Origin of the sequence: Prescottella equi, assembly GCF_020171745.1 — a bacterium.
GTDB classification, from domain to species: domain Bacteria; phylum Actinomycetota; class Actinomycetes; order Mycobacteriales; family Mycobacteriaceae; genus Prescottella; species Prescottella equi_A.
In genome coordinates, this window is the sequence record NZ_JAIVAH010000017.1 from 243935 (window position 1) to 265704 (window position 21770).

Here is a 21770-nt window from a genome sequence, read left to right on the forward strand (position 1 = left end):
CGATCGCCGGGTTCACCAGCCCCGTTCGCGCCATTCCCGAAGATGCGGGCGTTCGACGCCGAGCGTGGAGTCCTTGCCGTGTCCGGGGTAGAAGGCCGTGTCGTCGGGGAACCGGGCGAACAGCTTGGTCTCGACGTCGTCCATCAGCGATGCGAACCGTTCGGCGTCAGGGGTCTTGCCGACGCCGCCCGGGAAGAGCGAGTCGCCGGTGAACAGGTGGACGCGGCTGTTGTCGCCCTTCTCGGTGAGTGCGAGAGTGATGCCGCCCGGCGTGTGCCCGCTCAGGTGGATCACCTCGAGCGTGAGATCGCCCACCGTCACGGTGTCGCCGCCCTCGAGGCTGCGCGTGGGAGCGACCGACAGGATCTCCGAGTCGAGCGGATGCGCGGCCGTCGGGAGTCCGGTCTTCTCGGCGACCTCGGCGAGCGCGAACCAGTGGTCGTGGTGCTGATGAGTCGTGACGATCAACTCCAGCCCCGGGGCCTGCTCCTCGATCAGCTGCAGGATTCGTACCGCGTCGTTCGCGGCGTCGATGAGCAGCGACTTCCCGGTCGTGGAGCACGTGATCAGGTAGGTGTTGTTGTCCATCGGCCCGACGGACATCTTCGTGATCGTGGCGCCCGGGACGGTCCGTCGCTGGGCCGCGGAACTGCCGGACAGGTCGCCCGTGTAGTCGTCGTCGATGGTGATGCGCTGCTGCTCCATGATCGGGAGGCTACCGTCGAATCGAGGCGCCGACGCCCGCTGCCGCCGATCATCGGGAAACCCGCTGGTCGGCGAGTTTGTCGGTGCCCGCGCCTACCATGGGCTTCGCCCGGACGATTGTCCGACGACGGCTGTACCGAGAAGGGAATACGTGTGGCGGATCGCCTGATCGTGCAAGGTGCGCGTGAGCACAATCTGCGAGGGATCAATCTCGATCTGCCCCGGGACAGCCTGATCGTCTTCACCGGGCTGTCCGGCTCCGGCAAGTCCAGTCTCGCGTTCGACACCATCTTCGCGGAAGGACAGCGGCGCTACGTCGAATCGCTGTCGGCGTACGCGCGCCAGTTCCTGGGGCAGATGGACAAGCCGGACGTCGACTTCATCGAGGGCCTGTCGCCCGCGGTGTCGATCGACCAGAAGTCCACCAACCGCAACCCACGCTCGACCGTGGGCACCATCACCGAGGTGTACGACTACCTGCGTCTGCTGTATGCGCGGGCCGGCAGCGCGCATTGCCCGGTGTGTGGCGAGCCGATCGCGCGGCAGACGCCGCAGCAGATCGTCGACCAGGTGCTCGAGATGGAGGAGGGGACCAAGTTTCAGGTCCTCGCCCCGGTGGTCCGGACCCGCAAGGGCGAGTTCGTCGATCTGTTCGAGCAGCTCAACACGCAGGGCTACTCGCGTGTGCGCGTCGACGGTGTGATCCATCAGCTCACCGATCCGCCCAAGCTCAAAAAGCAGGAGAAGCACGACATCGAGGTTGTCGTCGACCGCCTCACCGTCAAGGCGAGCGCGAAGCAGCGGCTCACCGACTCCGTCGAGACGGCCCTGCGCCTGGCCGACGGAATCGTCGTGCTCGACTTCGTCGACCGGGACGAGGATGCTCCCGATCGCGAGCGGCGGTTCTCGGAGAAGCTCGCGTGCCCCAACGCACACCCGCTGTCGATCGACGACCTCGAGCCGCGCTCGTTCTCGTTCAACTCGCCGTACGGCGCCTGCCCCGAATGCACCGGCCTCGGCATCCGCAAGGAGGTCGACCCCGACCTCGTCGTGCCGGATCCGGAGCTGACGCTCGAGGACGGTGCCATCGCCCCGTGGTCGATGGGCCAGAGCTCGGAGTACTTCGGCCGCCTGCTGTCGGGTCTCGGCGACATCATGGGCTTCGACATGGCCACTCCGTGGAACAAGCTGCCGGCCAAGGCGCGCCGAGCGATCCTCGAGGGCAGCACCGAGCAGGTGCACGTCAAGTACAAGAACCGCTACGGGCGCACGCGCTCGTACTACGCCGAGTTCGAGGGCGTAATGCCGTTCCTGCACCGTCGGCTCGAGCAGACCGAGTCCGAGCAGATGAAGGAACGCTACGACGGGTACATGCGCGACATCCCGTGTCCCGCATGTGACGGCGCCCGCCTGCGCCCGGAGATCCTGTCGGTCACCATCTCGTCCGAGACCTACGGCAAGAAGTCGATCGCGCAGGTCTGTGAACTCTCCATCGCCGACTGCTCGGCGTTCCTGAACAGCCTCACCCTGGGCGCTCGCGAGGAAGCGATCGCCGGCCAGGTCCTCAAGGAGGTGCAGGCGCGTCTCGGGTTCCTGCTGGACGTCGGTCTCGAGTACCTGTCGTTGGCGCGTGCCGCGGGCACGCTGTCCGGCGGTGAGGCGCAGCGCATCCGACTCGCCACCCAGATCGGTTCCGGGCTCGTCGGCGTTCTGTACGTGCTCGACGAGCCGTCCATCGGCCTGCATCAGCGCGACAACCGCCGACTCATCGAAACCCTGAGCCGACTGCGGGATCTCGGCAACACGCTGATCGTCGTCGAGCACGACGAGGACACCATCCGGACGTCGGACTGGGTCGTCGACATCGGCCCGCTCGCCGGCGAGCACGGGGGCCGCGTGGTGCACAGCGGCACGTACAAGGAGTTGCTCGACAACACCGAGTCCCTGACGGGCGCCTACCTGTCGGGCCGCAGCGTCATCGAGGTGCCGGCCGAGCGGCGTGCGGTGGACCGCAAGCGGCAGATCACCGTCGTCGGGGCGCGGGAGAACAACCTCGCGGGTATCGATGTGAGCTTCCCGCTCGGGGTCCTCACCTCGGTCACCGGCGTGTCCGGCTCCGGCAAGTCGACGCTGGTCAACGACATCCTGGCCACCGTGATGGCGAACAAGCTCAACGGCGCTCGGCAGGTGCCCGGCCGGCACACTCGGATCAACGGCCTCGACCAACTCGACAAGCTGGTGCAGGTCGACCAGTCGCCGATCGGCCGAACCCCGCGATCGAATGCCGCCACCTATACCGGCGTCTTCGACAAGATCCGGACGCTGTTCGCCGCCACCACCGAGGCCAAGGTGCGTGGTTACCAGCCCGGGCGGTTCTCGTTCAACGTCAAGGGCGGCCGGTGCGAGGCGTGCTCCGGCGACGGCACCCTGAAGATCGAGATGAACTTCCTGCCCGACGTCTACGTCCCGTGCGAGGTCTGCCACGGAGCCCGCTACAACCGCGAGACGCTCGAGGTGCACTACAAGGGCAAGACCATCGCCGAGGTGCTGGACATGCCGATCGAGGAGGCCGCGGAGTTCTTCGAGCCGGTCACCTCGATCCACCGGTACCTCAAGACGCTCGTCGAGGTCGGGCTCGGGTATGTCCGGCTGGGTCAACCGGCGCCGACCCTCTCCGGTGGCGAGGCGCAGCGCGTCAAGCTGGCGGCGGAACTGCAGAAGCGGTCCACCGGGCGCACTGTCTACGTTCTCGACGAGCCCACCACCGGCCTGCACTTCGAGGACATCCGGAAGCTCCTCAAGGTCGTCAACGGTCTCGTCGAGAAGGGCAACACCGTGATCGTCATCGAGCACAACCTCGATGTCATCAAGACGTCCGACTGGATCATCGATATGGGGCCCGAGGGCGGGTCGGGCGGCGGCACGGTGGTCGCCGAGGGAACTCCGGAGGATGTCGCGGCCGTTCCGGGCAGCTACACCGGACGCTTCCTGGGTGAAGTTCTGTCGGCGCCGTCGGCGGCATCCAACGGTGCCGCGCCCCGGAAGTCCGCCGCGGGCAAGTCGAATGCCGCGCCGCGGAAGCGAGCGCGAAAGGCCGCAGCGGTCGGGTAGCCGCAGCCATCGAGCTTCGACCAAGCGAACGGCGGTGGGAAACCGAGGTTTCCCACCGCCGTCAAGCTGTCAGCGGACCGACTCAGACCGGCTGCTGCTGCTCGGACGAGCCGCCGAGCAGGCCGCCCAGCAGTGCGGTGATGTCGAGGTCTCCGCTGCTGAGAGCGCTGATCAGGCCGGGGAGGATTTCGGTGATCGATCCCATGTTTCTCTCCTTCGATTCGGACCTTCGGGGGGAAGGGCCCGGTGGGGGTATGCGTGATCTGGATCACTTCCTGATCACGCGACGGTCACGCTACCAACACGGCGGCCCGATTCGGGGCGGTTTTCGCGAACTTGTTTTTCGTAAGCGAAGAGGCGGGTCTGTGCAGGCCAGGCCCAAATCGGACAACTGTCCAAATAGTGCCTGGTAGCGGCGTCGCGGGCCCGAGGCTCGCGGGTTGTGGCGGAAGCTCAGAAGTGGTCGAGCCGCCGGGCGGCGGTCACGGATCGTCCGATCAGTTCGACGAGGGTCGCCTCGTCGACGAGCGCGAGTCTGGTGATGTACAGGCAGCCCTTGCCGAGCCTGTGTGGCCCGAGTCTGTCGAGCTCCTCGGATAGTTCGTCGCACTCGAGGGTGAGGTAGAGGCTCAGGGCGGTCGCTCTGGGGGAGTAGCCGACGAGTGGGGTCTCGCCGGTCCGCCCACTGGCGTACCGGTAGGTGCGGGAACCGAAGCCCACGATGCTCGTTCCCCACATCACGGCGGGTTCGCCGGACTCGTCTTCCATGATCGATCGAAGGCGCCGAGCGTCTGCCCGGCGGGTCGGATTCGGAAGATTCTCGATGAACGCGTCGACGCTCGAATCGGTTGCGTGTGTCTTGTTCGCGGCGGCCATGGGTGGAGGTTAGGCCGGGCGTGCCGAGGATGGTGCGCCGACGCCGCGCGCTTGCCCTGGAACGGGTCGGGAAAAAGAAAACGGCGGCGGAGGCTGAACGCCTCCGCCGCCGGAAAGTTCCGGGACCTTACTGGCCGGTGCCGCCCTGCTGCTGCTCTGCAGAGCCGGCGAGCAGCTGGGTGAGCAGCCCGGTGATGTCGATGTCACCGTTGGTGATGGCGCCGAGCAGGCCGCTGAAGATTTCGCCGATCGATCCCATTCGTTCTCCTTAGGTCGTCCTCGGGCGAGGACTTTTGGTGGGGGAGTTGCGTGACCTGAATCACGCGAAGGGGACGCTACCAATGGGGCAGGCGTGACGGAAGGGAAATCGGTGTATCTGTTTGCCGGGTTTGTACCGCCGTGGTCAGTAGACCGGGCCGGTGTACTTCTCGCCGGGGCCCTTGCCCGGCTCGTCGGGGTGGGCGGAGGTCTCGCGGAAGGCGCGCTGCAGTGCCTGGAGACCCTCGCGGATCGGCCCGGCGTGCGGTCCGAGGTACTCGACGGAGGCGGTGACCAGGCCGGCGAGCGCGGTGATCACACGTCGCGCCTCGTCCAGGTCCAGGTTCGGGCTGTTCTCGGGGTTCTCGTCGGACAGGCCCAGCTTCTCGGCCGCCGAGCTCATGAGCATGACGGCGGCGCGGCTGATCACCTCGATGGCGGGTACATCGGCGAGATCGCGGATGTCGTCGAGATCGTCCTCGGCATGCTGAACGGCTTCGGCCGGGTCGGGGTTCTGCGTCATGCTGTCAGGATCCCACCCGCGATCGCGTCCGGGGGCGGCCGGGTGGTGGGCTCCGCGGTCGATTCGATTCCCGACATGGGAGGTGTTAGGCTGTGCGTCACGACCGCCCTCGGCTCCGGCCAGGGCAGCAAAGTGGAGTCCGACTCCCACCTCTGCGCGGCACCCATGGTGCAGTTCAGTGGTCCGGTCGCCGAACGGCAGCAATGCCGGTCGGCTCCTTCAGTGAAGCGAAGGGATGCATGGTCCGATTTTTCGGATCCGGCATCGCACCGGTCGACATCGGGCCCCGCACGACGTTCACACGTCGACGCGGGGCTTTCTTGTTGGGGTAGAGGGCGCACGGGCTGCGGCGCGGTCAACGGACTGCACCGCACTACCTAGGAGGCCCCATCAGCACCGAGACCCGCATCAACGAGCGCATCCGCGTCCCCGAGGTTCGCCTCATCGGACCGGGTGGTGAGCAGGTTGGGATCGTGCGTGTCGAGGATGCGCTTCGCGTCGCTCTCGAGGCCGACCTCGACCTGGTCGAGGTGGCTCCGGACGCCCGTCCGCCGGTCTGCAAGATCATGGACTACGGCAAGTTCAAGTACGAGACGGCGCAGAAGGCGCGCGAGTCGCGCAAGAACCAGCAGCAGACCGTGATCAAGGAGCAGAAGCTTCGGCCGAAGATCGACGATCACGACTACGAGACCAAGAAGCGCAACGTCGTTCGCTTCCTCGAGGCCGGTTCCAAGGTCAAGGTCACGATCATGTTCCGTGGCCGCGAGCAGTCGCGCCCGGAACTCGGGTTCCGTCTTCTGCAGCGCCTGGGTGCCGATGTCGCCGAGCTCGGATTCGTGGAAACGTCCGCGAAGCAGGACGGTCGCAACATGACGATGGTGCTGGCGCCGCACAAGGGTGCGAAGACCCGCGCGAAGGCGCAGGAGGAAATCCAGGCTGCACAGCCCAAGCCTGCTACCGGTGACGGTGGCGCCGCTCCCGCGCCGAGCGCCTAGTCGGCCGGACCACTTCACGAAGACCGAAGTACAGAACACAAGAACTGAGGACTCCATGCCCAAGTCGAAGACCCACAGCGGCACCGCGAAGCGATTCAAGGTGTCCGGTAGCGGAAAGATCCTGCGCCAGAAGGCCGGACGTCGCCACCTGCTCGAGCACAAGAGCTCGCGTGTCACCCGTCGCCTCGACGGCGTCGCCGTCGTCGCCGACGCTGATGCGCCCCGCATCAAGCGCCTGCTCGGCATCTGATTTCTTCCCCTACTTGACCGCAAGGGGTGCGTCCGCGCCCCGACAGATTGACAGGATTTTGCAGTGGCACGCGTAAAGAGGGCAGTCAACGCCCAGAAGAAGCGTCGTTCGATTCTCGAGGCCTCGAGCGGCTACCGCGGACAGCGTTCGCGCCTGTACCGCAAGGCGAAGGAGCAGCAGCTCCACTCGATGACCTACGCCTACCGTGACCGTCGCGCGCGCAAGGGCGACTTCCGGAAGCTGTGGATCGCTCGTATCAACGCTGCGGCTCGCGCCAACGACGTCACGTACAACCGCTTCATCCAGGGCCTGAAGGCTGCGGGTGTCGAGGTCGACCGCAAGATCCTCGCCGAGCTGGCCGTCTCCGACGCCGCTGCGTTCGCCGGCCTGGTGGCCGTCGCGAAGGCTGCCCTGCCGGCCGACGTCAACGCTCCGGCCGGAGAAGCGGCCTGAGTCAGCTGTCCCGGAATCGACCCGTGGATCCGTTCACCGAACGGACTCCGCGGGTCGTTTCTGCTGTCAAGCTCCTGCGCGGCGCAGAGCGCAGGAAGACGGGACGCTTCCTCGTCGAGGGCGAGAACGCCGTCACCGAGGCACTCGCTGCGGTTCCCGTGCACGAGCTGTTCTTCACCGAGCAGGCCGCCGAGCGCTACCCCGACCTGATCGAGCAGGCGCGCGGTGCCGGGGTGCGTGACTCGCTGGTCACCGACCGGGCGATCCACGCGCTCAGCGACACCGTGACACCGCCCGGCGTCGTGGCGGTGTGCGACCTACTCGACGTGCCGTTGGCGAACGCCGTGACACCACAGACGCGACTGCTGGCGGTTCCGGTCGCGATCGGAGAACCGGGCAACGCGGGCACCGTGATCCGCGTGGCCGATGCGGTCGGCGCGGACGCGGCGATCCTCGCCGGCGACAGCGTCGACCCACACAACGGCAAGTGCGTGCGGTCGTCCGCCGGCAGCCTGTTCCATCTGCCGATCGTGCGAGAGCGCAGCGTCGACGCGGTGCTCGACACCCTCTCGTCTGCGGGAATCCAGATTCTCGCGACTGCGGCCGACGGCGAGATCGACCTCGACGAGGCCGACGACCTGTTGACCCGGCCCACCGCCTGGTTGTTCGGTAACGAGGCGCACGGACTCGATGCGGCGGTCGCGGCGCGTGCCGATCACCGCGTGCGGATTCCCATCCGAGGTCGCGCCGAGAGTCTCAACCTGGCGACCGCGGCATCGATCTGCCTGTACGCCAGCGCGCGGGTGCAGGCACGGCGGTCCTGACCGGACCTCGAATGCGTTCGAATCGTCCTGGGTCGATCGCCTAGGATTCGAGTGTTGTGCCTGCGCGCGCTGATATCCATCGATAGACAAGGAGTTGCACCGGTCGTGGCTAAAAATGAGGGCGGCGCCCCGCCGACTGTCGATGCGAATGCGCTCACCGAGGAGGCGCTGACCGCCGCCGCTGTCGCGGCCGAGGAGGCCTTCGCGGCGTCCACCGATCTCGACGCGCTCGCCAAGGCCAAGATCGAGCACCTCGGTGACAAGGCCCCGATCGCGCTGGCCAAGCGCGGTCTGGGTGCACTGCCCGGCAACGAGCGCGCCGACGCGGGTAAGCGCGTCAATGTCGCGCGCACGCGGGTGTCGACGGCATTCGACGCCCGTCGCGAGGTTCTCCTGGCCGAGCGGGACGCGGCCGTGCTGGTGGCCGAGGCGATCGACGTGACGCTGCCGTCGGACCGTCGTCCGGCCGGCGCCCGGCACCCGATCACGATCATCTCCGAGCAGATCGCCGACGTGTTCGTCGGCATGGGCTGGGAGGTGGCCGAGGGACCCGAGGTCGAGACCGAGCATTTCAACTTCGACGCGCTCAACTTCCTGCCCGACCACCCGGCGCGCACGATGCAGGACACGTTCCACATCGCGCCCGAGGGTTCGCGGCAGGTGCTGCGAACCCATACCTCGCCGGTGCAGGTCCGGACGATGCTGTCGCGGGAGATCCCGATCTACGTCGTGTGCCCCGGTCGCACCTTCCGCACCGACGAGCTCGACGCGACGCACACCCCCGTCTTCTCGCAGGTCGAGGGTCTGGCCGTCGACAAGGGCCTGACGATGGCGCACCTGCGCGGCACGCTCGACGCCTTCGCCCGCGCGCTGTTCGGTCCCGATACCCGGACGCGTATGCGCCCCAACTACTTCCCGTTCACCGAGCCGTCCGCCGAGGTGGACGTGTGGTTCCCGAACAAGAAGGGCGGCGCCGGCTGGGTCGAGTGGGGCGGCTGCGGCATGGTCAACCCGAACGTGCTGCGTGCGAGTGGGATCGATCCCGACGAGTACACCGGCTTCGCGTTCGGCATGGGTCTCGAGCGGACCCTGCAGTTCCGCAACGGCATTCCCGACATGCGCGACATCGTCGAGGGCGACGTGCGATTCACGCTGCCCTTCGGTGTCCAGGCCTGATCGCGACGAGAACGAGAGAGCTGAGAAGACGTGCGAGTAGCGCAATCGTGGCTGACCGAGATCCTGCAGCGGGCGACTCCCGAGTGGCAGGTGAGCCCCGAAGAACTTGACGCCGGGTTCGTCCGCGTCGGTCTCGAGGTCGAGGAGGTCGACTCCCTCGAGCCCGTGACCGGGCCCCTGGTGGTCGGCCGGGTGCTGGAGATCGAGGAACTGACCGAGTTCAAGAAGCCGATCCGCTTCTGCAAGGTGGACGTCGGCGCCGACGAGCCGCAGGAAATCGTCTGCGGTGCCCGGAACTTCGCCCAGGGCGATCTGGTGATCGCCGCGCTGCCGGGTGCTGTGCTGCCCGGCGGGTTCGCGATCGCGTCCCGCAAGACGTATGGCAAGGTGTCCAACGGCATGATGTGCTCGGCGTCCGAGCTGGGCATCGGCAAGGACCACTCCGGCATCCTGGTGCTCGAGCCGGGCACGGCCGAGCCCGGTACCGACGCCAACGTGCTGCTGGGCCTCGACGACACGGTCATCGAGCTGAACATCACGCCCGACCGCGGCTACTGCTTCTCGGTACGTGGTCTGACCCGCGAACTCGCGTGTGGTTTCGATCTCGACTTCGCCGACCCGGCGGCTGTCCCGGCGCTCCCGTCCGACGGGGGCGAGGCGTGGTCGATCACGCTGGAACCGGAATCCAATGCGACTCGCTTCACGGCTCGCCGGATCACGGGCGTCGACCCGAAGGCGGTCAGCCCGTGGTGGCTGCAGCGCCGGCTGCTGATGTCGGGTGTGCGCCCGATCTCGCCGGCGGTGGACGTCACCAACTACGTGCTGCTCGAACTGGGCCAGCCGCTGCACGCGTTCGACGCTGCGAAGGTGCAGGGCGGACTGGTCGTGCGCCGTGCGCAGGCGGGGGAGAAGCTCACCACCCTCGACGGCGTCGAGCGCACCCTCGACCCCGAGGACGTCGTGATCGCCGACGACTCCGGCGCGGTGTCGCTCGCGGGTGTCATGGGCGGTGCTTCCACCGAGGTCCACGACGGCACCACCGACATCCTGCTGGAGTCGGCCACGTGGGATCCGCTGGCGGTGTTCAAGACGTCGCGGCGGCACAAGCTGATCAGCGAGGCCAGCAAGCGCTACGAGCGCGTCGTCGACCCCGAGGTGGCGCTGCCGGCGCTCGACCGTGCGGCTGCGCTGCTCGTCGAGATCGCCGGCGGCACCGTCGAACCCGTCCTCACCGATGTGGGCGGTGTGGCACCCGCCGGGCAGATCCGCATGGACATCGACCTGCCCGACCGGGTTGCCGGTGTGGCCTACCCGAACGGCACGGCCGCGCGTCGGCTGACGCAGATCGGCTGCACCGTCGAGGTCGGCGTGAGCGAGGCCGGTCACGGTCAGCTCGTGGTCACGCCGCCGTCGTGGCGCCCGGACCTGACGCAGCCCGCGGACCTGGTCGAGGAGGTGCTGCGACTCGAAGGCCTCGAGCAGATCCCGTCGGTGCTGCCGCACGCGCCCGCAGGCCGCGGCCTGACCCCGCAGCAGCGTCGGCGCCGTGCCGTCGGCCGCATGCTCGCGGCGTCGGGTTGCGTCGAGATCCTGCCGCCCGTGTTCCTGCCGCACGCCGTGTTCGACACGTGGGGCCTCGACGCCGACGACCCGCGCCGCAACACCACCAAGGTGCTGAACCCGCTCGAGTCGGATCGTCCCGAGCTGGGCACGACGCTGCTGCCGGGCATGCTCGAGGTTCTGGCGCGCAACGTGTCACGCGGTCAGCGCGACGTCGCGCTGTACGGCATTGCGCAGGTAGTCCAGCCGGGGCTGGACACCAAGCCCGTCGATGCGTTGCCGGTCGACCGTCGGCCCACCGACGAGCAGATCGCGGAGCTGCTGAAGTCGCTGCCGGCGCAGCCTCTGCACGTGGCCGTCGTGCTGTCGGGCATGCGTGAGCCGTCGGGTCCATGGGGCCCCGGTCGCGCCGTCGAGGCGTCCGACTCGTTCGCTCTCGTCCGGACCATCGCCGACGCCTCCGGTGTCACCGTGGAACTGCGCGCTGCGCAGTACCTGCCGTGGCATCCGGGCCGCTGCGCGGAGGTCGTCTTCGACGGCACCGTCGTCGGCCACGCCGGTGAGCTGCATCCCGCGGTGCTCGAGCGCGCCGGACTTCCGGCCCGCACGTGCGCGGTCGAGATCGACCTCGACGCGTTGCCGGTGACCGAAGTGCTTCCGGCGCCGCGGATCTCGCCGTTCCCCGCCGTCCTGCAGGACGTCGCGGTCGTCGTCGACGCGTCGGTGTCGGCGGCGGCGGTAGAGGCCGCGCTGCGCTCCGGCGGCGGCGAACTGCTCGAGGACATCCGTCTGTTCGACGTCTTCGAGGGCGAGCAGGTCGGCGAGGGACGCAAGTCGTTGGCGTTCGCGCTGCGGTTCCGCGGTACCGACCGCACGCTGACCGAGGACGAGGCCAGTGCGGCCCGTGACGCCGCCGTCGCGGCGGCCACGACCGCCGTCGGCGCGGTGCTGCGCGGCTGACGTTCGAGTTCGACCGGGGAGGGGCTCCTCTCGGTAGCCTGGACAGTGCTATCGAGAGGAGCCCCTCATGGTTGATCCGGACGAGACACTCACCCGCCTACAGGGGCTGGACGACGCCGAGCTGCTTGCGGTGGTGCTCGCGGCCACGGCGGGCCGGCCGGGCCTGGCCCCGGTGCATGCCGCGGCGTCGATGCTCGCCGCGGGCAGCGGGCACACCTCCGACATCCCTCCCGATCCGTCGCGGCCCGCCGCTCCGCCGGATGTCCCGCCGCCCACGATGATCGGGACGACTCCGGCCCAGGGGATCGAGTACACCGATGCAGGCGTCCCGACGTTCGATCGGGTGCGGGACCGGATCGAGGAGCGGTTCGGCACGGCACTCGGCTCGGAGGAACTCGAGCGCGAGAGCCGGGCGGGCCGTGACGTCGACGAGCAGTGGCAGGCGCGCGAGAAGGCCGCACGCGACAGGCTCGACGAGATTCGCCGATCGATGAAGGACCGGTGACCCCGGGATCGGCAGCGATGACGGAGTTCTAGGCTCGACGCACAGGTGCAGCAGAGATGAGGGGGACCTCCGTGTTCAGTCGGTTCGTGGCGATCGGTGACAGCCAGAGCGAAGGACTCAACGACGGGGACGACAGCGCGGGGTACCGCGGCTGGGCGGATCGGCTCGCCGAACGTCTCGCGGAGATCGACCCCGACGTGCAGTACGCGAACCTCGCGATCCGGGGGCGGCTGGCCCGTCAGGTACGGGAGGAGCAACTGGCGCCGGCGTTGGCGCTGCAGCCGGATCTGGCGTCCGTCGTGGCCGGAGTGAACGACCTGCTGCGACCCAAGTTCGAACCCGCCACGATTGCGGGTGAACTCGAGATCGCGTTCGAGGCGCTGACCGCGTCGGGCGCGCAGGTGCTGACGATGGCCTTTCCCACGCTCGGCGCCGGCATGCCGGGCGGACGCGCGATCATGGCCCGGATCTCGGCGCTGAACACGGAGATCCGGACGGTTGCGGCACGGCACGACGTCGCGGTGATCGACCTCGAGATGTATCCGGTCTCGACGGATCCGAGGCTGTGGAGCTGGGATCGACTGCATCTCAACGCGGACGGGCACGACCGTCTGGCCGCCGCCGCAGCCACCGTGCTGGGACTGCCCGGCACCGATCTGACGTGGCAGGACAGCCTGGGGCCGCTGCCGCCGGTCACCGTGCCGGGGCGCCTTCGCGCGGACGCCGAGTGGGCGGTCCGGTTCCTCGGGCCGTGGCTCGGCCGCCGCCTGCGTGGCACGTCGTCGGGCGCCGACCGTGTCGCGAAGCGGCCTGAACTCATGCCTGTCAGAGTGGGATAATCGGATGGGTCGACCGGCGTGCTGCGTGTGCGTGGCCGACCGGTCACCATCTCCGGATGAATAGATTTGCATGATGGTGCATAATCATCCGTATGGGTACTTCTGGAGACTCCGAAGCTTCGTCGGCCGTCGGCCGGTCGCCGATCAAGGTCGCGATTGCGGGCGCCAGCGGGTACGCGGGCGGCGAAATTCTGCGCCTGCTGCTCGGGCACCCCGCCTACCGTGACGGTTCGCTCGTGATCGGCGCGCTCACCGCGGGCGGCAATGCCGGGACCACGCTCGGTTCGCACCATCCGCATCTGCTGCCGCTCGCCGACCGAGTCCTCGGTCCCACCGACATCGAGACCCTGAAGGGGCACGACGTCGTCTTCCTGGGCCTGCCGCACGGCAAGTCGGCCGAGATCGCGCAGCAGCTGCCCGAGTCCACCGTCATCATCGACTGCGGTGCCGACTTCCGGCTCACCGATGCCGCAGCATGGGAGAAGTACTACGGCAGCCCGCACGCCGGCAGCTGGCCGTACGGCCTGCCCGAGCTTCCGGGCGGCCGGGACAAGCTGGTCGGTGCCACCCGGATCGCGGTGCCCGGCTGCTACCCGACGGTGTCGTCCCTGGCGATGGCGCCGGCGGTGGCCGCGGGTGTCGTCGAGCCCCGGGTGAACGTCGTCGCGGTCAGCGGGACGTCCGGCGCCGGTAAGGCGCCCAAGGCCGACCTGCTCGGTTCCGAGGTGATGGGCTCGGTCCGCGCCTACGGCATCGCCGGTGCGCACCGGCACACCCCCGAGATCAAGCAGAACCTCTCCGCGGCCGCGGGTACCGACGTGACGGTGTCGTTCACGCCGGTCCTCGCGCCGATGCCGCGTGGCATCCTCGCGACGTGCACCGCGCCGACCACCGCGACCGCGGACGAGGTTCGGGCCGTCTACGAGAAGGCGTACCGGGACGAGCCGTTCGTGCACGTGCTCCCGGAGGGGCAGCTGCCGCAGACCGGTGCCGTCGTCGGCTCCAACGCCGTGCAGATCGCCGTCACCGTCGATGCGGACGCAGGCCTGCTGGTCGCGGTCGCCGTCATCGACAACCTCACCAAGGGCACCGCCGGCGGTGCCGTCCAATCCATGAACCTGGCCCTGGGCCTGCCCGAGACCGATGGTCTCTCGACTGTGGGAGTTGCTCCGTGACAACCGATTCCGACTTCACCGACGCCGTCGAGATCGCCGGCGGTCGGTTGATCCGCAGCCAGGGCGTCACCGCCCCCGCGGGTTTCCGGGCCGCGGGTATCAAGGCCGGCATCAAGGTCAGCGGCCGGTCCGACCTCGCGCTCGTGTTCAACGAGGGCCCGGACCTGGCGGCCGCGGGCGTGTTCACCGCCAACAAGGTCAAGGCTGCGCCCGTGCTGTGGTCGCAGCAGGTGCTCACCACCGGCCGCCTGCGGGCCGTCGTCCTGAACTCGGGCGGCGCCAACGCGTGCACCGGCGCGCCCGGCTTCCAGGACTCGCACAAGACCGCCGAGCACGTGGCCGCGTCGCTCAGCGACTGGGGCACCGAGACCGGCGCGATCGAGGTCGCAGTGTGCTCGACCGGCCTGATCGGCGACCGGCTGCCGATGGACAAGATCCTCGCCGGTGTCACCGAGATCGTGCACGAACTGGCCGGCGGCATCTCCGGCGGCACCGACGCCGCGCACGCCATCATGACCACCGACACCGTCCCGAAGCAGGCGGCGCTGCACCACGCCGACAAGTGGAACGTCGGCGGCATGGCGAAGGGCGCGGGCATGCTCGCTCCGTCGCTCGCGACGATGCTGTGCGTCGTCACCACCGACGCCGTCGCGACCGCCGAGCAGTTGGACGAGGCGCTGCGTCACGCGACGCGGATGACGTTCGACCGGCTCGACGTCGACGGCGCCACCTCCACCAACGACACGGTGCTGCTGCTGTCGTCCGGCGCCAGCTCGGTCGCGCCGTCGCAGGACGAGCTCAACGCCGCGGTCCTCGCGGTGTGCGACGACCTGGCCGATCAGATGATGGCCGACGCCGAGGGCGTCACCAAGCGCGTCACCGTCACCGTGAGCGGCGCCGCGTCCGAGCAGGACGCGGTCGTCGCCGCCCGCACCGTGGCCCGGGACAGCCTGGTCAAGACCGCACTGTTCGGATCCGACCCCAACTGGGGCCGGGTGCTCGCCGCGGTCGGCATCGCCCCGATCACCCTCGATCCGGACCGGATCGCGGTGTCGTTCAACGGCAATCCCGTCTGCATCGACGGCGTCGGCGCACCGGGCGCTCGCGAGGTCGACCTGTCCGGCATGGACATCGACCTGACGATCGAACTCGGCGTCGGAACGTCGAGCGCGTCCATCCGGACCACGGATCTCTCGCACGCCTACGTCGAAGAGAACTCGGCGTACTCGTCATGAGCAGCGACACCGATACCGCCGCGAGCATCGAGAACCTCACCTCGAGCCAGAAGGCGTTCGTCCTGGCCGAGGCACTGCCGTGGTTGCAGCGCTTCCACGACAAGGTCGCCGTGATCAAGTACGGCGGCAACGCGATGATCGACGACCAGCTCAAGAGCGCGTTCGCGGCGGACATGGCGTTCCTGCGCACGATCGGCATCCATCCGGTCGTCGTGCACGGCGGCGGCCCGCAGATCAACGCGATGCTGAAGCGGCTCGGCATGGAGGGCGAGTTCCGCGGAGGATTCCGCGTCACGACGCCCGAGGTCATGGACGTCGTCCGCATGGTCCTGTTCGGTCAGGTCGGCCGGGAACTCGTCGGCCTGATCAACGCGCACGGCCCGTTCGCCGTCGGCATCTCCGGTGAGGACGCGCGGCTGTTCACCGCCACCCGGCGCACCGTGCAGGTCGACGGCGCGGCCACCGACATCGGACTCGTCGGCGACGTCACCACCGTCAACCCTGCGGCGGTGCTCGATCTCATTGCGGCCGGACGCATTCCGGTCGTGTCGACGATCGCGCCCGACGAGGACGGCGTCGTGCACAACATCAACGCGGATACCGCCGCCGCGGCGCTCGCGGAGGCCATCGGCGCCGAGAAGCTCGTCGTCCTCACCGACGTCGAAGGGCTGTACACCAATTGGCCCGACCGCTCGTCGCTCGCGTCGGAGATCGACACGGCCGCGCTGCGTCAGCTGCTGCCGAGACTCGACGCCGGCATGGTCCCCAAGATGGAGGCCTGCCTGCGCGCTGTCGAGGGCGGCGTGCCCACCGCGCACGTCATCGACGGCCGCGTCGCGCACGCGGTCCTGCTCGAACTCTTCACCGGCGAGGGCATCGGCACGATGGTTGTTCCCGCCCCCCGCCCCTCGGTGACCCCCGCCCCCGAACCCCAGATCGTAACCACGGAAGGACTGGCATGACTGCCACGACGGATCTCCAGCAGCGCTGGTCCGGCGCACTGATGAACACCTACGGCGTGCCGCGGGTGGCGTTGGTCCGTGGCGAGGGTGCGGTCGTCACCGACGCGGACGGCAAGCAGTACCTGGACCTGCTCGCGGGCATCGCGGTGAACATCCTGGGCCACGCGCATCCGGCGATCGTCGAGGCTGTGACCACGCAGCTGTCCACGCTCGGGCACGTGTCGAACCTGTACGCGAGCGAACCGGCCGTCGCGCTGGCCGAGCACCTCCTGGCGCAGATGGGCGTCGGCGACAACGCCGGTTCGGTCACCGGCCGGGTGTTCCTGTGCAACTCCGGCACCGAGGCCAACGAGGCCGCGTTCAAGCTGGCCCGGGCGACGGGCCGGCGCAAGATCATCGCCGCCGAGAAGGCGTTCCACGGCCGGACCATGGGTGCGCTGGCGCTCACCGGCCAGCCCGACAAGCGGGCGCCGTTCGAGCCGATGCCGCCCGGCGTCGAGCACGTGCCCTACGGCGACCTCGCGGCGCTCGACCGGGCCGTCGACGAGGACACTGCCGCGGTGTTCCTCGAGCCGATCATGGGCGAGGGCGGCGTCGTCGTTCCGCCCGAGGGCTACCTCGCGGGCGCCCGGAAGATCACCGCCGAGCGCGGCGCACTGCTCATCCTCGACGAGGTACAGACCGGCATCGGCCGCACCGGCTGGTTCTACGCGCATCAGGCCGCCGGCATCGTGCCGGACGTCATGACGCTCGCGAAGGGCCTCGGCGGCGGCATGCCGATCGGCGCCTGCATCGCGACCGGCGCGGCCGCGGAACTGTTCGGTCCGGGCAAGCACGGCACCACCTTCGGTGGCAATCCGGTGTGCGCGTCGGCGGCCCTCGCGGTGCTGAAGACGATCGCGGCCGAGGATCTGCTGTCGCACGCGGACAACCTGGGCAAGACGATCTCCGCCGGAATCGAGGGCCTCGGGCATCCGCTCGTCGACCACGTCCGGGGCTCGGGCCTGCTGCTGGGCGTCGTGCTCACGCAGGACGTCGCGCCGGCGGTCGAGACGGCGGCCCGCGAGGCCGGTTACCTCGTGAACGCCGCGCAGCCCGGGGTGGTTCGGTTGGCACCCCCGCTGATCCTCACCGAGGAGCAGGCGGAAGGATTCGTCGCGGCGCTGCCGGGAATTCTCGACACGGCCGCAGCGGAATCGGCAGCAGGAGGTAAGTAGTACATGACCGTTCGGCACTTCTTGAGGGACGACGATCTCACTCCGGCGGAGCAGGCCGAGGTGCTGGGGCTCGCCCGCGAGCTCAAGGCGAACCCGTTCTCGCAGAAGCCGCTCGAGGGCCCGCGCGGCGTCGGTGTCATCTTCGACAAGAACTCGACCCGCACCCGGTTCTCCTTCGAGATGGGCATCGCGCAGCTCGGTGGGCACGCGGTCGTCGTCGACGGCAGCAAGACCCAGCTGGGACGCGAGGAGACCCTGCAGGACACCGGACGCGTGCTGTCCCGGTTCGTCGACGCCGTCGTGTGGCGCACGTTCGGCCAGGAGCGGCTCGAGCAGATGGCCGAGGGTGCGACGGTTCCGATCGTCAACGCGCTGTCCGACCAGTTCCACCCGTGCCAGGTGCTGGCGGACCTGCAGACCATCGCCGAACGCAAGGGCGAGCTGACCGGCCTGCGGCTCACGTACCTGGGCGACGGTGCCAACAACATGGCGCACTCGCTGCTACTCGGTGGCGTCACCGCGGGCATGCACGTGACGATCGCCGCGCCGCTCGGGTTCGCGCCCGATCCGGCGGTCGTCGACGCGGCCCGCACCCGGGCCGAGCAGACCGGTGCGATGGTCACGCTCACCGACGACCCGCAGGCCGCGGTGGCCGGTGCCGACGTGCTCGTCACGGACACCTGGACGTCGATGGGACAGGAAGAGGACGGTCTCGACCGCGTCGGACCGTTCCGTCCGTTCCAGATCAACGCCGACCTGCTCGCGAAGGCGGCACCCGACGCCGTGGTTCTGCACTGCCTGCCCGCGCACCGCGGCGAGGAGATCACCGACGAGGTGCTCGACGGACCGCAGTCCGCGGCGTGGGACGAGGCCGAGAACCGCCTGCACGCGCAGAAGGCCCTGCTCGTGTGGCTGCTCGAACGCGCCGGGACGCGGCCGTGACTTCCGCCCCGGGCTCGGAGACCGCGCAGCCTGCCGCCGCCGTCGCGCATACGCGCGCCGGCCGGCAGGCGCGGATCACCGCCCTCGTGTCGGAGCGGCACATCCGCAGCCAGGCCGAACTCGCGACGCTGCTCGGCGCCGAGGGTATCGAGGTGTCGAACGCGACGCTGTCGCGTGACCTCGAGGAACTCGGCGCGGTCAAGTTGCGGGCCGCCGACGGCGGGGCCGGGGTGTACGTGGTGCCCGAGGACGGCTCGCCCGTGCGGGGCGTGTCCGGCGGCACCGATCGGTTGTCCCGCCTGCTCGGCGAGCTGCTGGTGTCGACCGACGCCAGCGGGAACCTCGCCGTGCTGCGCACCCCGCCCGGGGCCGCGCACTACCTGGCCAGCGCGCTCGATCGGGCCTCGTTGCCCGACGTCGTCGGCACGATCGCGGGCGACGACACCATCCTCGTGGTCGCCCGCGAGCCGCTCACCGGAGCGGAGCTTGCCGCGGCGATAGAGCGCCTGGCCTGACCACTAGACTCTTTCTCGAACACTTCTATTTCTAAGGAGCACACACACCATGGCTGAACGCGTCGTACTCGCCTACTCCGGCGGGCTGGACACCTCGGTGGCCATCAGCTGGATCGGCAAGGAGACCGGCAAAGAGGTCGTCGCCGTCGCCATCGATCTCGGCCAGGGCGGCGAGGACATGGAGGTCGTGCGTCAGCGTGCCCTCGACTGCGGCGCCGTCGAGTCGGTCGTGGTGGATGCGCGTGACGAGTTCGCCGACGAGTACTGCCTGCCGACGATCCAGGCCAACGCGCTGTACATGGACCGGTACCCGCTGGTCTCGGCCATCAGCCGTCCGCTGATCGTCAAGCACATCGTCGAGGCCGCGCGTGCGCACGGCGGCACCGTCGTCTCGCACGGCTGCACCGGCAAGGGCAACGACCAGGTCCGCTTCGAGGTCGGCTTCGGTGCCCTCGCTCCCGACCTCGAGGTCATCGCGCCGGTCCGCGACTACGCGTGGACCCGCGAGAAGGCGATCGCCTTCGCCGAGGAGAACGACATCCCGATCAACGTCTCGAAGCGTTCGCCGTTCTCGATCGACCAGAACGTGTGGGGCCGCGCGGTGGAGACGGGCTTCCTCGAGGACCTGTGGAACGCCCCGACCAAGGACGTCTACGACTACACGCAGGACCCGACCCTCAACTGGAACGCCCCCGACGAGCTGATCATCAGCTTCGAGGCCGGCAAGCCGGTCGCGATCGACGGCAAGCCCGTCACCGTGCTCGAGGCCATCCAGGAGCTCAACAAGCGTGCGGGCGCGCAGGGCGTCGGCCGCCTCGACGTCGTCGAGGACCGTCTCGTCGGCATCAAGAGCCGTGAGATCTACGAGGCCCCGGGCGCGATGGTCCTCATCACCGCGCACCAGGAACTCGAGCACCTCACCCTCGAGCGCGAGCTGGGCCGCTACAAGCGTCAGATGGAGCAGCGCTGGAGCGAGCTGGTCTACGACGGCCTGTGGTTCTCGCCGCTGAAGGACGCGCTCGATTCCTTCGTCGCGAAGACCCAGGAGCGGGTCACCGGCGACATCCGCCTGTTCCTGCACGGTGGCGCGATCACCGTCAACGGTCGCCGCAGCCCGCAGTCGCTGTACGACTTCAACCTCGCGACCTACGACGAGGGCGACTCGTTCGACCAGTCGTACGCGAAGGGCTTCGTCAACATCCACGGCCTGTCCTCCAAGGTCGCGGCGAAGCGCGATCTGGGCCTGTAAGAGATGTCGGAGAACGGCAGCAGCTCTCACGGCACAAATGAGGGCGCCCTGTGGGGCGGCCGGTTCGAGTCCGGACCGGCCGCCGCCATGGCGGCACTGAGCAAGTCGACGCACTTCGACTGGGTTCTGGCCCCGTACGACGTGCGGGCCTCGCAGGCGCACGCCAGGGTCCTGCACAAGGCCGGCCTGCTCAGTGAGGCCGACCTCGCGACGATGCTCGACGGCCTCACCCGGCTCGGTGACGACGTCGCCTCCGGCGCGTTCGGGCCCTCCGAATCCGACGAGGACGTCCACGGCGCCCTCGAACGCGGGCTGATCGAGCGGGTCGGCCCCGAGGTCGGTGGCCGGCTGCGTGCGGGCCGCTCCCGCAACGACCAGGTGGCGACGCTGTTCCGGATGTGGCTGCGAGACGCGGTCCGCCGGATCGCGGACGGCGTGCTCGACGTGGTCGACGCGCTCGCGATCCAGGCCGCGGCGCACCCCGACGCCGTGATGCCAGGTAAGACGCACCTGCAGGCGGCTCAGCCCGTGCTGTTGGCGCATCATCTGCTCGCGCACACGCATCCGCTGCTGCGCGACGTCGCGCGTCTGCGGGACTTCGACAAGCGGGCCGCGGTGTCGCCGTACGGTTCCGGAGCCCTCGCGGGTTCGTCGCTGGGGCTCGACCCCGACGCGATCGCTGCCGAGCTGAAGTTCGACTCGGCTGCCGAGAACTCGATCGACGCGACGTCGTCGCGCGACTTCGCGGCGGAGGCGGCGTTCGTCTTCGCGATGATCGCGGTGGACCTGTCCCGGATGGCCGAAGAGGTCATCATCTGGAGCACACCGGAGTTCGGCTACATCACGTTGGCCGACGCGTGGTCGACGGGCTCGTCGATCATGCCGCAGAAGAAGAACCCGGACGTCTCCGAGCTCACCCGCGGCAAGGCCGGTCGCCTGATCGGCAACGTGACCGGTCTGCTGGCCACGCTCAAGGCGCAGCCGCTCGCGTACAACCGCGATCTGCAGGAGGACAAGGAGCCGGTCTTCGATTCGGTCGCACAGCTCGAGCTGTTGCTGCCGGCGATCACCGGTCTGGTCTCCACCCTCGAGTTCCACACCGATCGGATGGAGGAGCTGGCCCCCGCGGGGTTCACGCTCGCCACCGACATCGCGGAATGGATGGTGCGCCAGGGCGTTCCGTTCCGGGTTGCGCACGAGGCGGCGGGCGCGTGCGTCCGCGTCGCGGAGGCGCGCGGCGTGGGCCTCGACGAGCTCACCGACGAGGAACTCGCCGGCGTCGATCCGGCGCTGACGCCCGCGGTGCGCGAGGTGCTCACGGTGCACGGTTCGATCGCGTCGCGCAGTGCGCGCGGCGGCACGGCCGGGGTTCGCGTCGCCGAGCAGTTGGGCGGCGTGCGGGCGTCGGCGAACGCGCTTCGCGAGTGGACCCGCGCCTGA

Annotated in this window: 22 protein-coding genes; 17 read left to right on the plus strand and 5 right to left on the minus strand. The window is 69.1% G+C overall.

The window, feature by feature from the left end; translation table 11 throughout:
- Positions 1–12 precede the first annotated feature (12 nt).
- Positions 13–705 carry an MBL fold metallo-hydrolase gene (locus tag LCL87_RS14710; RefSeq protein ID WP_225020810.1) on the minus strand — a complete coding sequence of 231 codons (693 nt, stop codon included), beginning with the start codon at positions 703–705 and terminating at the stop codon, positions 13–15.
- Between the two features lie 153 nt (positions 706–858).
- On the opposite strand from LCL87_RS14710, the gene uvrA reads away from it, so the two are divergent.
- Positions 859–3816, plus strand: coding sequence for an excinuclease ABC subunit UvrA (gene uvrA / locus LCL87_RS14715; RefSeq protein ID WP_225020812.1), 2958 nt, complete (start codon positions 859–861; stop codon positions 3814–3816).
- 82 nt (positions 3817–3898) lie between these two features.
- On the opposite strand, the gene LCL87_RS25890 is transcribed toward uvrA, so the two are convergent.
- From LCL87_RS25890 to LCL87_RS14725, 4 genes are all read right to left on the minus strand, one after another.
- Positions 3899–4021 (minus strand): hypothetical protein, encoded by a 123-nt coding sequence (locus LCL87_RS25890; RefSeq protein WP_510850771.1) that lies wholly within the window; start codon positions 4019–4021, stop codon positions 3899–3901.
- A 248-nt stretch (positions 4022–4269) separates the two neighbouring features.
- Positions 4270–4692, minus strand: coding sequence for a DUF1801 domain-containing protein (locus LCL87_RS14720; protein ID WP_225020814.1), 423 nt, complete (start codon positions 4690–4692; stop codon positions 4270–4272).
- A 127-nt stretch (positions 4693–4819) separates the two neighbouring features.
- The gene (locus LCL87_RS25895) at positions 4820–4951 is read right to left on the minus strand and encodes a hypothetical protein (RefSeq protein ID WP_510850772.1); all 132 of its coding nucleotides are present in this window, start codon (positions 4949–4951) and stop codon (positions 4820–4822) included.
- Positions 4952–5095: 144 nt separating this feature from the next.
- Positions 5096–5473, minus strand: coding sequence for a DUF1844 domain-containing protein (locus LCL87_RS14725; protein WP_225020816.1), 378 nt, complete (start codon positions 5471–5473; stop codon positions 5096–5098).
- 344 nt (positions 5474–5817) lie between these two features.
- Between LCL87_RS14725 and infC the strand changes: the two genes are divergently transcribed.
- The 16 genes from infC (at position 5818) to argH (ending at position 21770) form a co-directional block, all read left to right on the plus strand.
- Positions 5818–6468, plus strand: coding sequence for a translation initiation factor IF-3 (gene infC / locus LCL87_RS14730; protein WP_225020885.1), 651 nt, complete (start codon positions 5818–5820; stop codon positions 6466–6468).
- A 55-nt stretch (positions 6469–6523) separates the two neighbouring features.
- On the plus strand, positions 6524–6718 hold the full coding sequence (gene rpmI / locus LCL87_RS14735) for a 50S ribosomal protein L35 (protein ID WP_225020818.1): 195 nt from the start codon (positions 6524–6526) through the stop codon (positions 6716–6718).
- A gap of 63 nt (positions 6719–6781) precedes the next feature.
- Positions 6782–7171 (plus strand): 50S ribosomal protein L20, encoded by a 390-nt coding sequence (gene rplT / locus LCL87_RS14740; RefSeq protein WP_225020820.1) that lies wholly within the window; start codon positions 6782–6784, stop codon positions 7169–7171.
- Positions 7172–7194: 23 nt separating this feature from the next.
- Positions 7195–7995, plus strand: coding sequence for a TrmH family RNA methyltransferase (locus LCL87_RS14745; RefSeq protein ID WP_225020822.1), 801 nt, complete (start codon positions 7195–7197; stop codon positions 7993–7995).
- 105 nt (positions 7996–8100) lie between these two features.
- Positions 8101–9171 carry a phenylalanine--tRNA ligase subunit alpha gene (gene pheS, locus LCL87_RS14750; RefSeq protein ID WP_225020824.1) on the plus strand — a complete coding sequence of 357 codons (1071 nt, stop codon included), beginning with the start codon at positions 8101–8103 and terminating at the stop codon, positions 9169–9171.
- A gap of 30 nt (positions 9172–9201) precedes the next feature.
- Positions 9202–11691, plus strand: coding sequence for a phenylalanine--tRNA ligase subunit beta (gene pheT, locus LCL87_RS14755; RefSeq protein WP_225020826.1), 2490 nt, complete (start codon positions 9202–9204; stop codon positions 11689–11691).
- A gap of 67 nt (positions 11692–11758) precedes the next feature.
- Positions 11759–12196 (plus strand): PspA/IM30 family protein, encoded by a 438-nt coding sequence (locus LCL87_RS14760; protein WP_225020828.1) that lies wholly within the window; start codon positions 11759–11761, stop codon positions 12194–12196.
- Between the two features lie 56 nt (positions 12197–12252).
- Entirely contained in the window at positions 12253–13035 is a 783-nt protein-coding gene (locus LCL87_RS14765) for an SGNH/GDSL hydrolase family protein (protein WP_225020830.1), read from the plus strand.
- Positions 13036–13127: 92 nt separating this feature from the next.
- Positions 13128–14210: an N-acetyl-gamma-glutamyl-phosphate reductase gene (gene argC / locus LCL87_RS14770; protein WP_225020832.1), complete on the plus strand. Its 1083-nt coding sequence runs from the start codon at positions 13128–13130 to the stop codon at positions 14208–14210.
- A complete protein-coding gene (argJ, locus tag LCL87_RS14775; protein WP_225020834.1) occupies positions 14207–15445 on the plus strand; it encodes a bifunctional glutamate N-acetyltransferase/amino-acid acetyltransferase ArgJ in 1239 nt (412 codons plus the stop codon). The genes argC and argJ overlap by 4 nt, the downstream gene beginning before the upstream one ends.
- Positions 15442–16407, plus strand: a complete 966-nt coding sequence (argB, locus tag LCL87_RS14780; protein ID WP_225020836.1) for an acetylglutamate kinase — start codon at positions 15442–15444, stop codon at positions 16405–16407. Before argJ ends, argB begins: the two co-directional genes overlap by 4 nt.
- Positions 16404–17624: an acetylornithine transaminase gene (locus LCL87_RS14785; protein ID WP_225020838.1), complete on the plus strand. Its 1221-nt coding sequence runs from the start codon at positions 16404–16406 to the stop codon at positions 17622–17624. The genes argB and LCL87_RS14785 overlap by 4 nt, the downstream gene beginning before the upstream one ends.
- 3 nt (positions 17625–17627) lie before the next feature.
- Positions 17628–18566, plus strand: coding sequence for an ornithine carbamoyltransferase (gene argF / locus LCL87_RS14790; protein WP_225020840.1), 939 nt, complete (start codon positions 17628–17630; stop codon positions 18564–18566).
- A complete protein-coding gene (locus tag LCL87_RS14795; RefSeq protein WP_225020842.1) occupies positions 18563–19081 on the plus strand; it encodes an arginine repressor in 519 nt (172 codons plus the stop codon). The genes argF and LCL87_RS14795 overlap by 4 nt, the downstream gene beginning before the upstream one ends.
- Before the next feature lie 49 nt (positions 19082–19130).
- Positions 19131–20330 (plus strand): argininosuccinate synthase, encoded by a 1200-nt coding sequence (locus tag LCL87_RS14800; RefSeq protein ID WP_225020844.1) that lies wholly within the window; start codon positions 19131–19133, stop codon positions 20328–20330.
- A gap of 3 nt (positions 20331–20333) precedes the next feature.
- A complete protein-coding gene (gene argH, locus LCL87_RS14805; protein ID WP_225020845.1) occupies positions 20334–21770 on the plus strand; it encodes an argininosuccinate lyase in 1437 nt (478 codons plus the stop codon).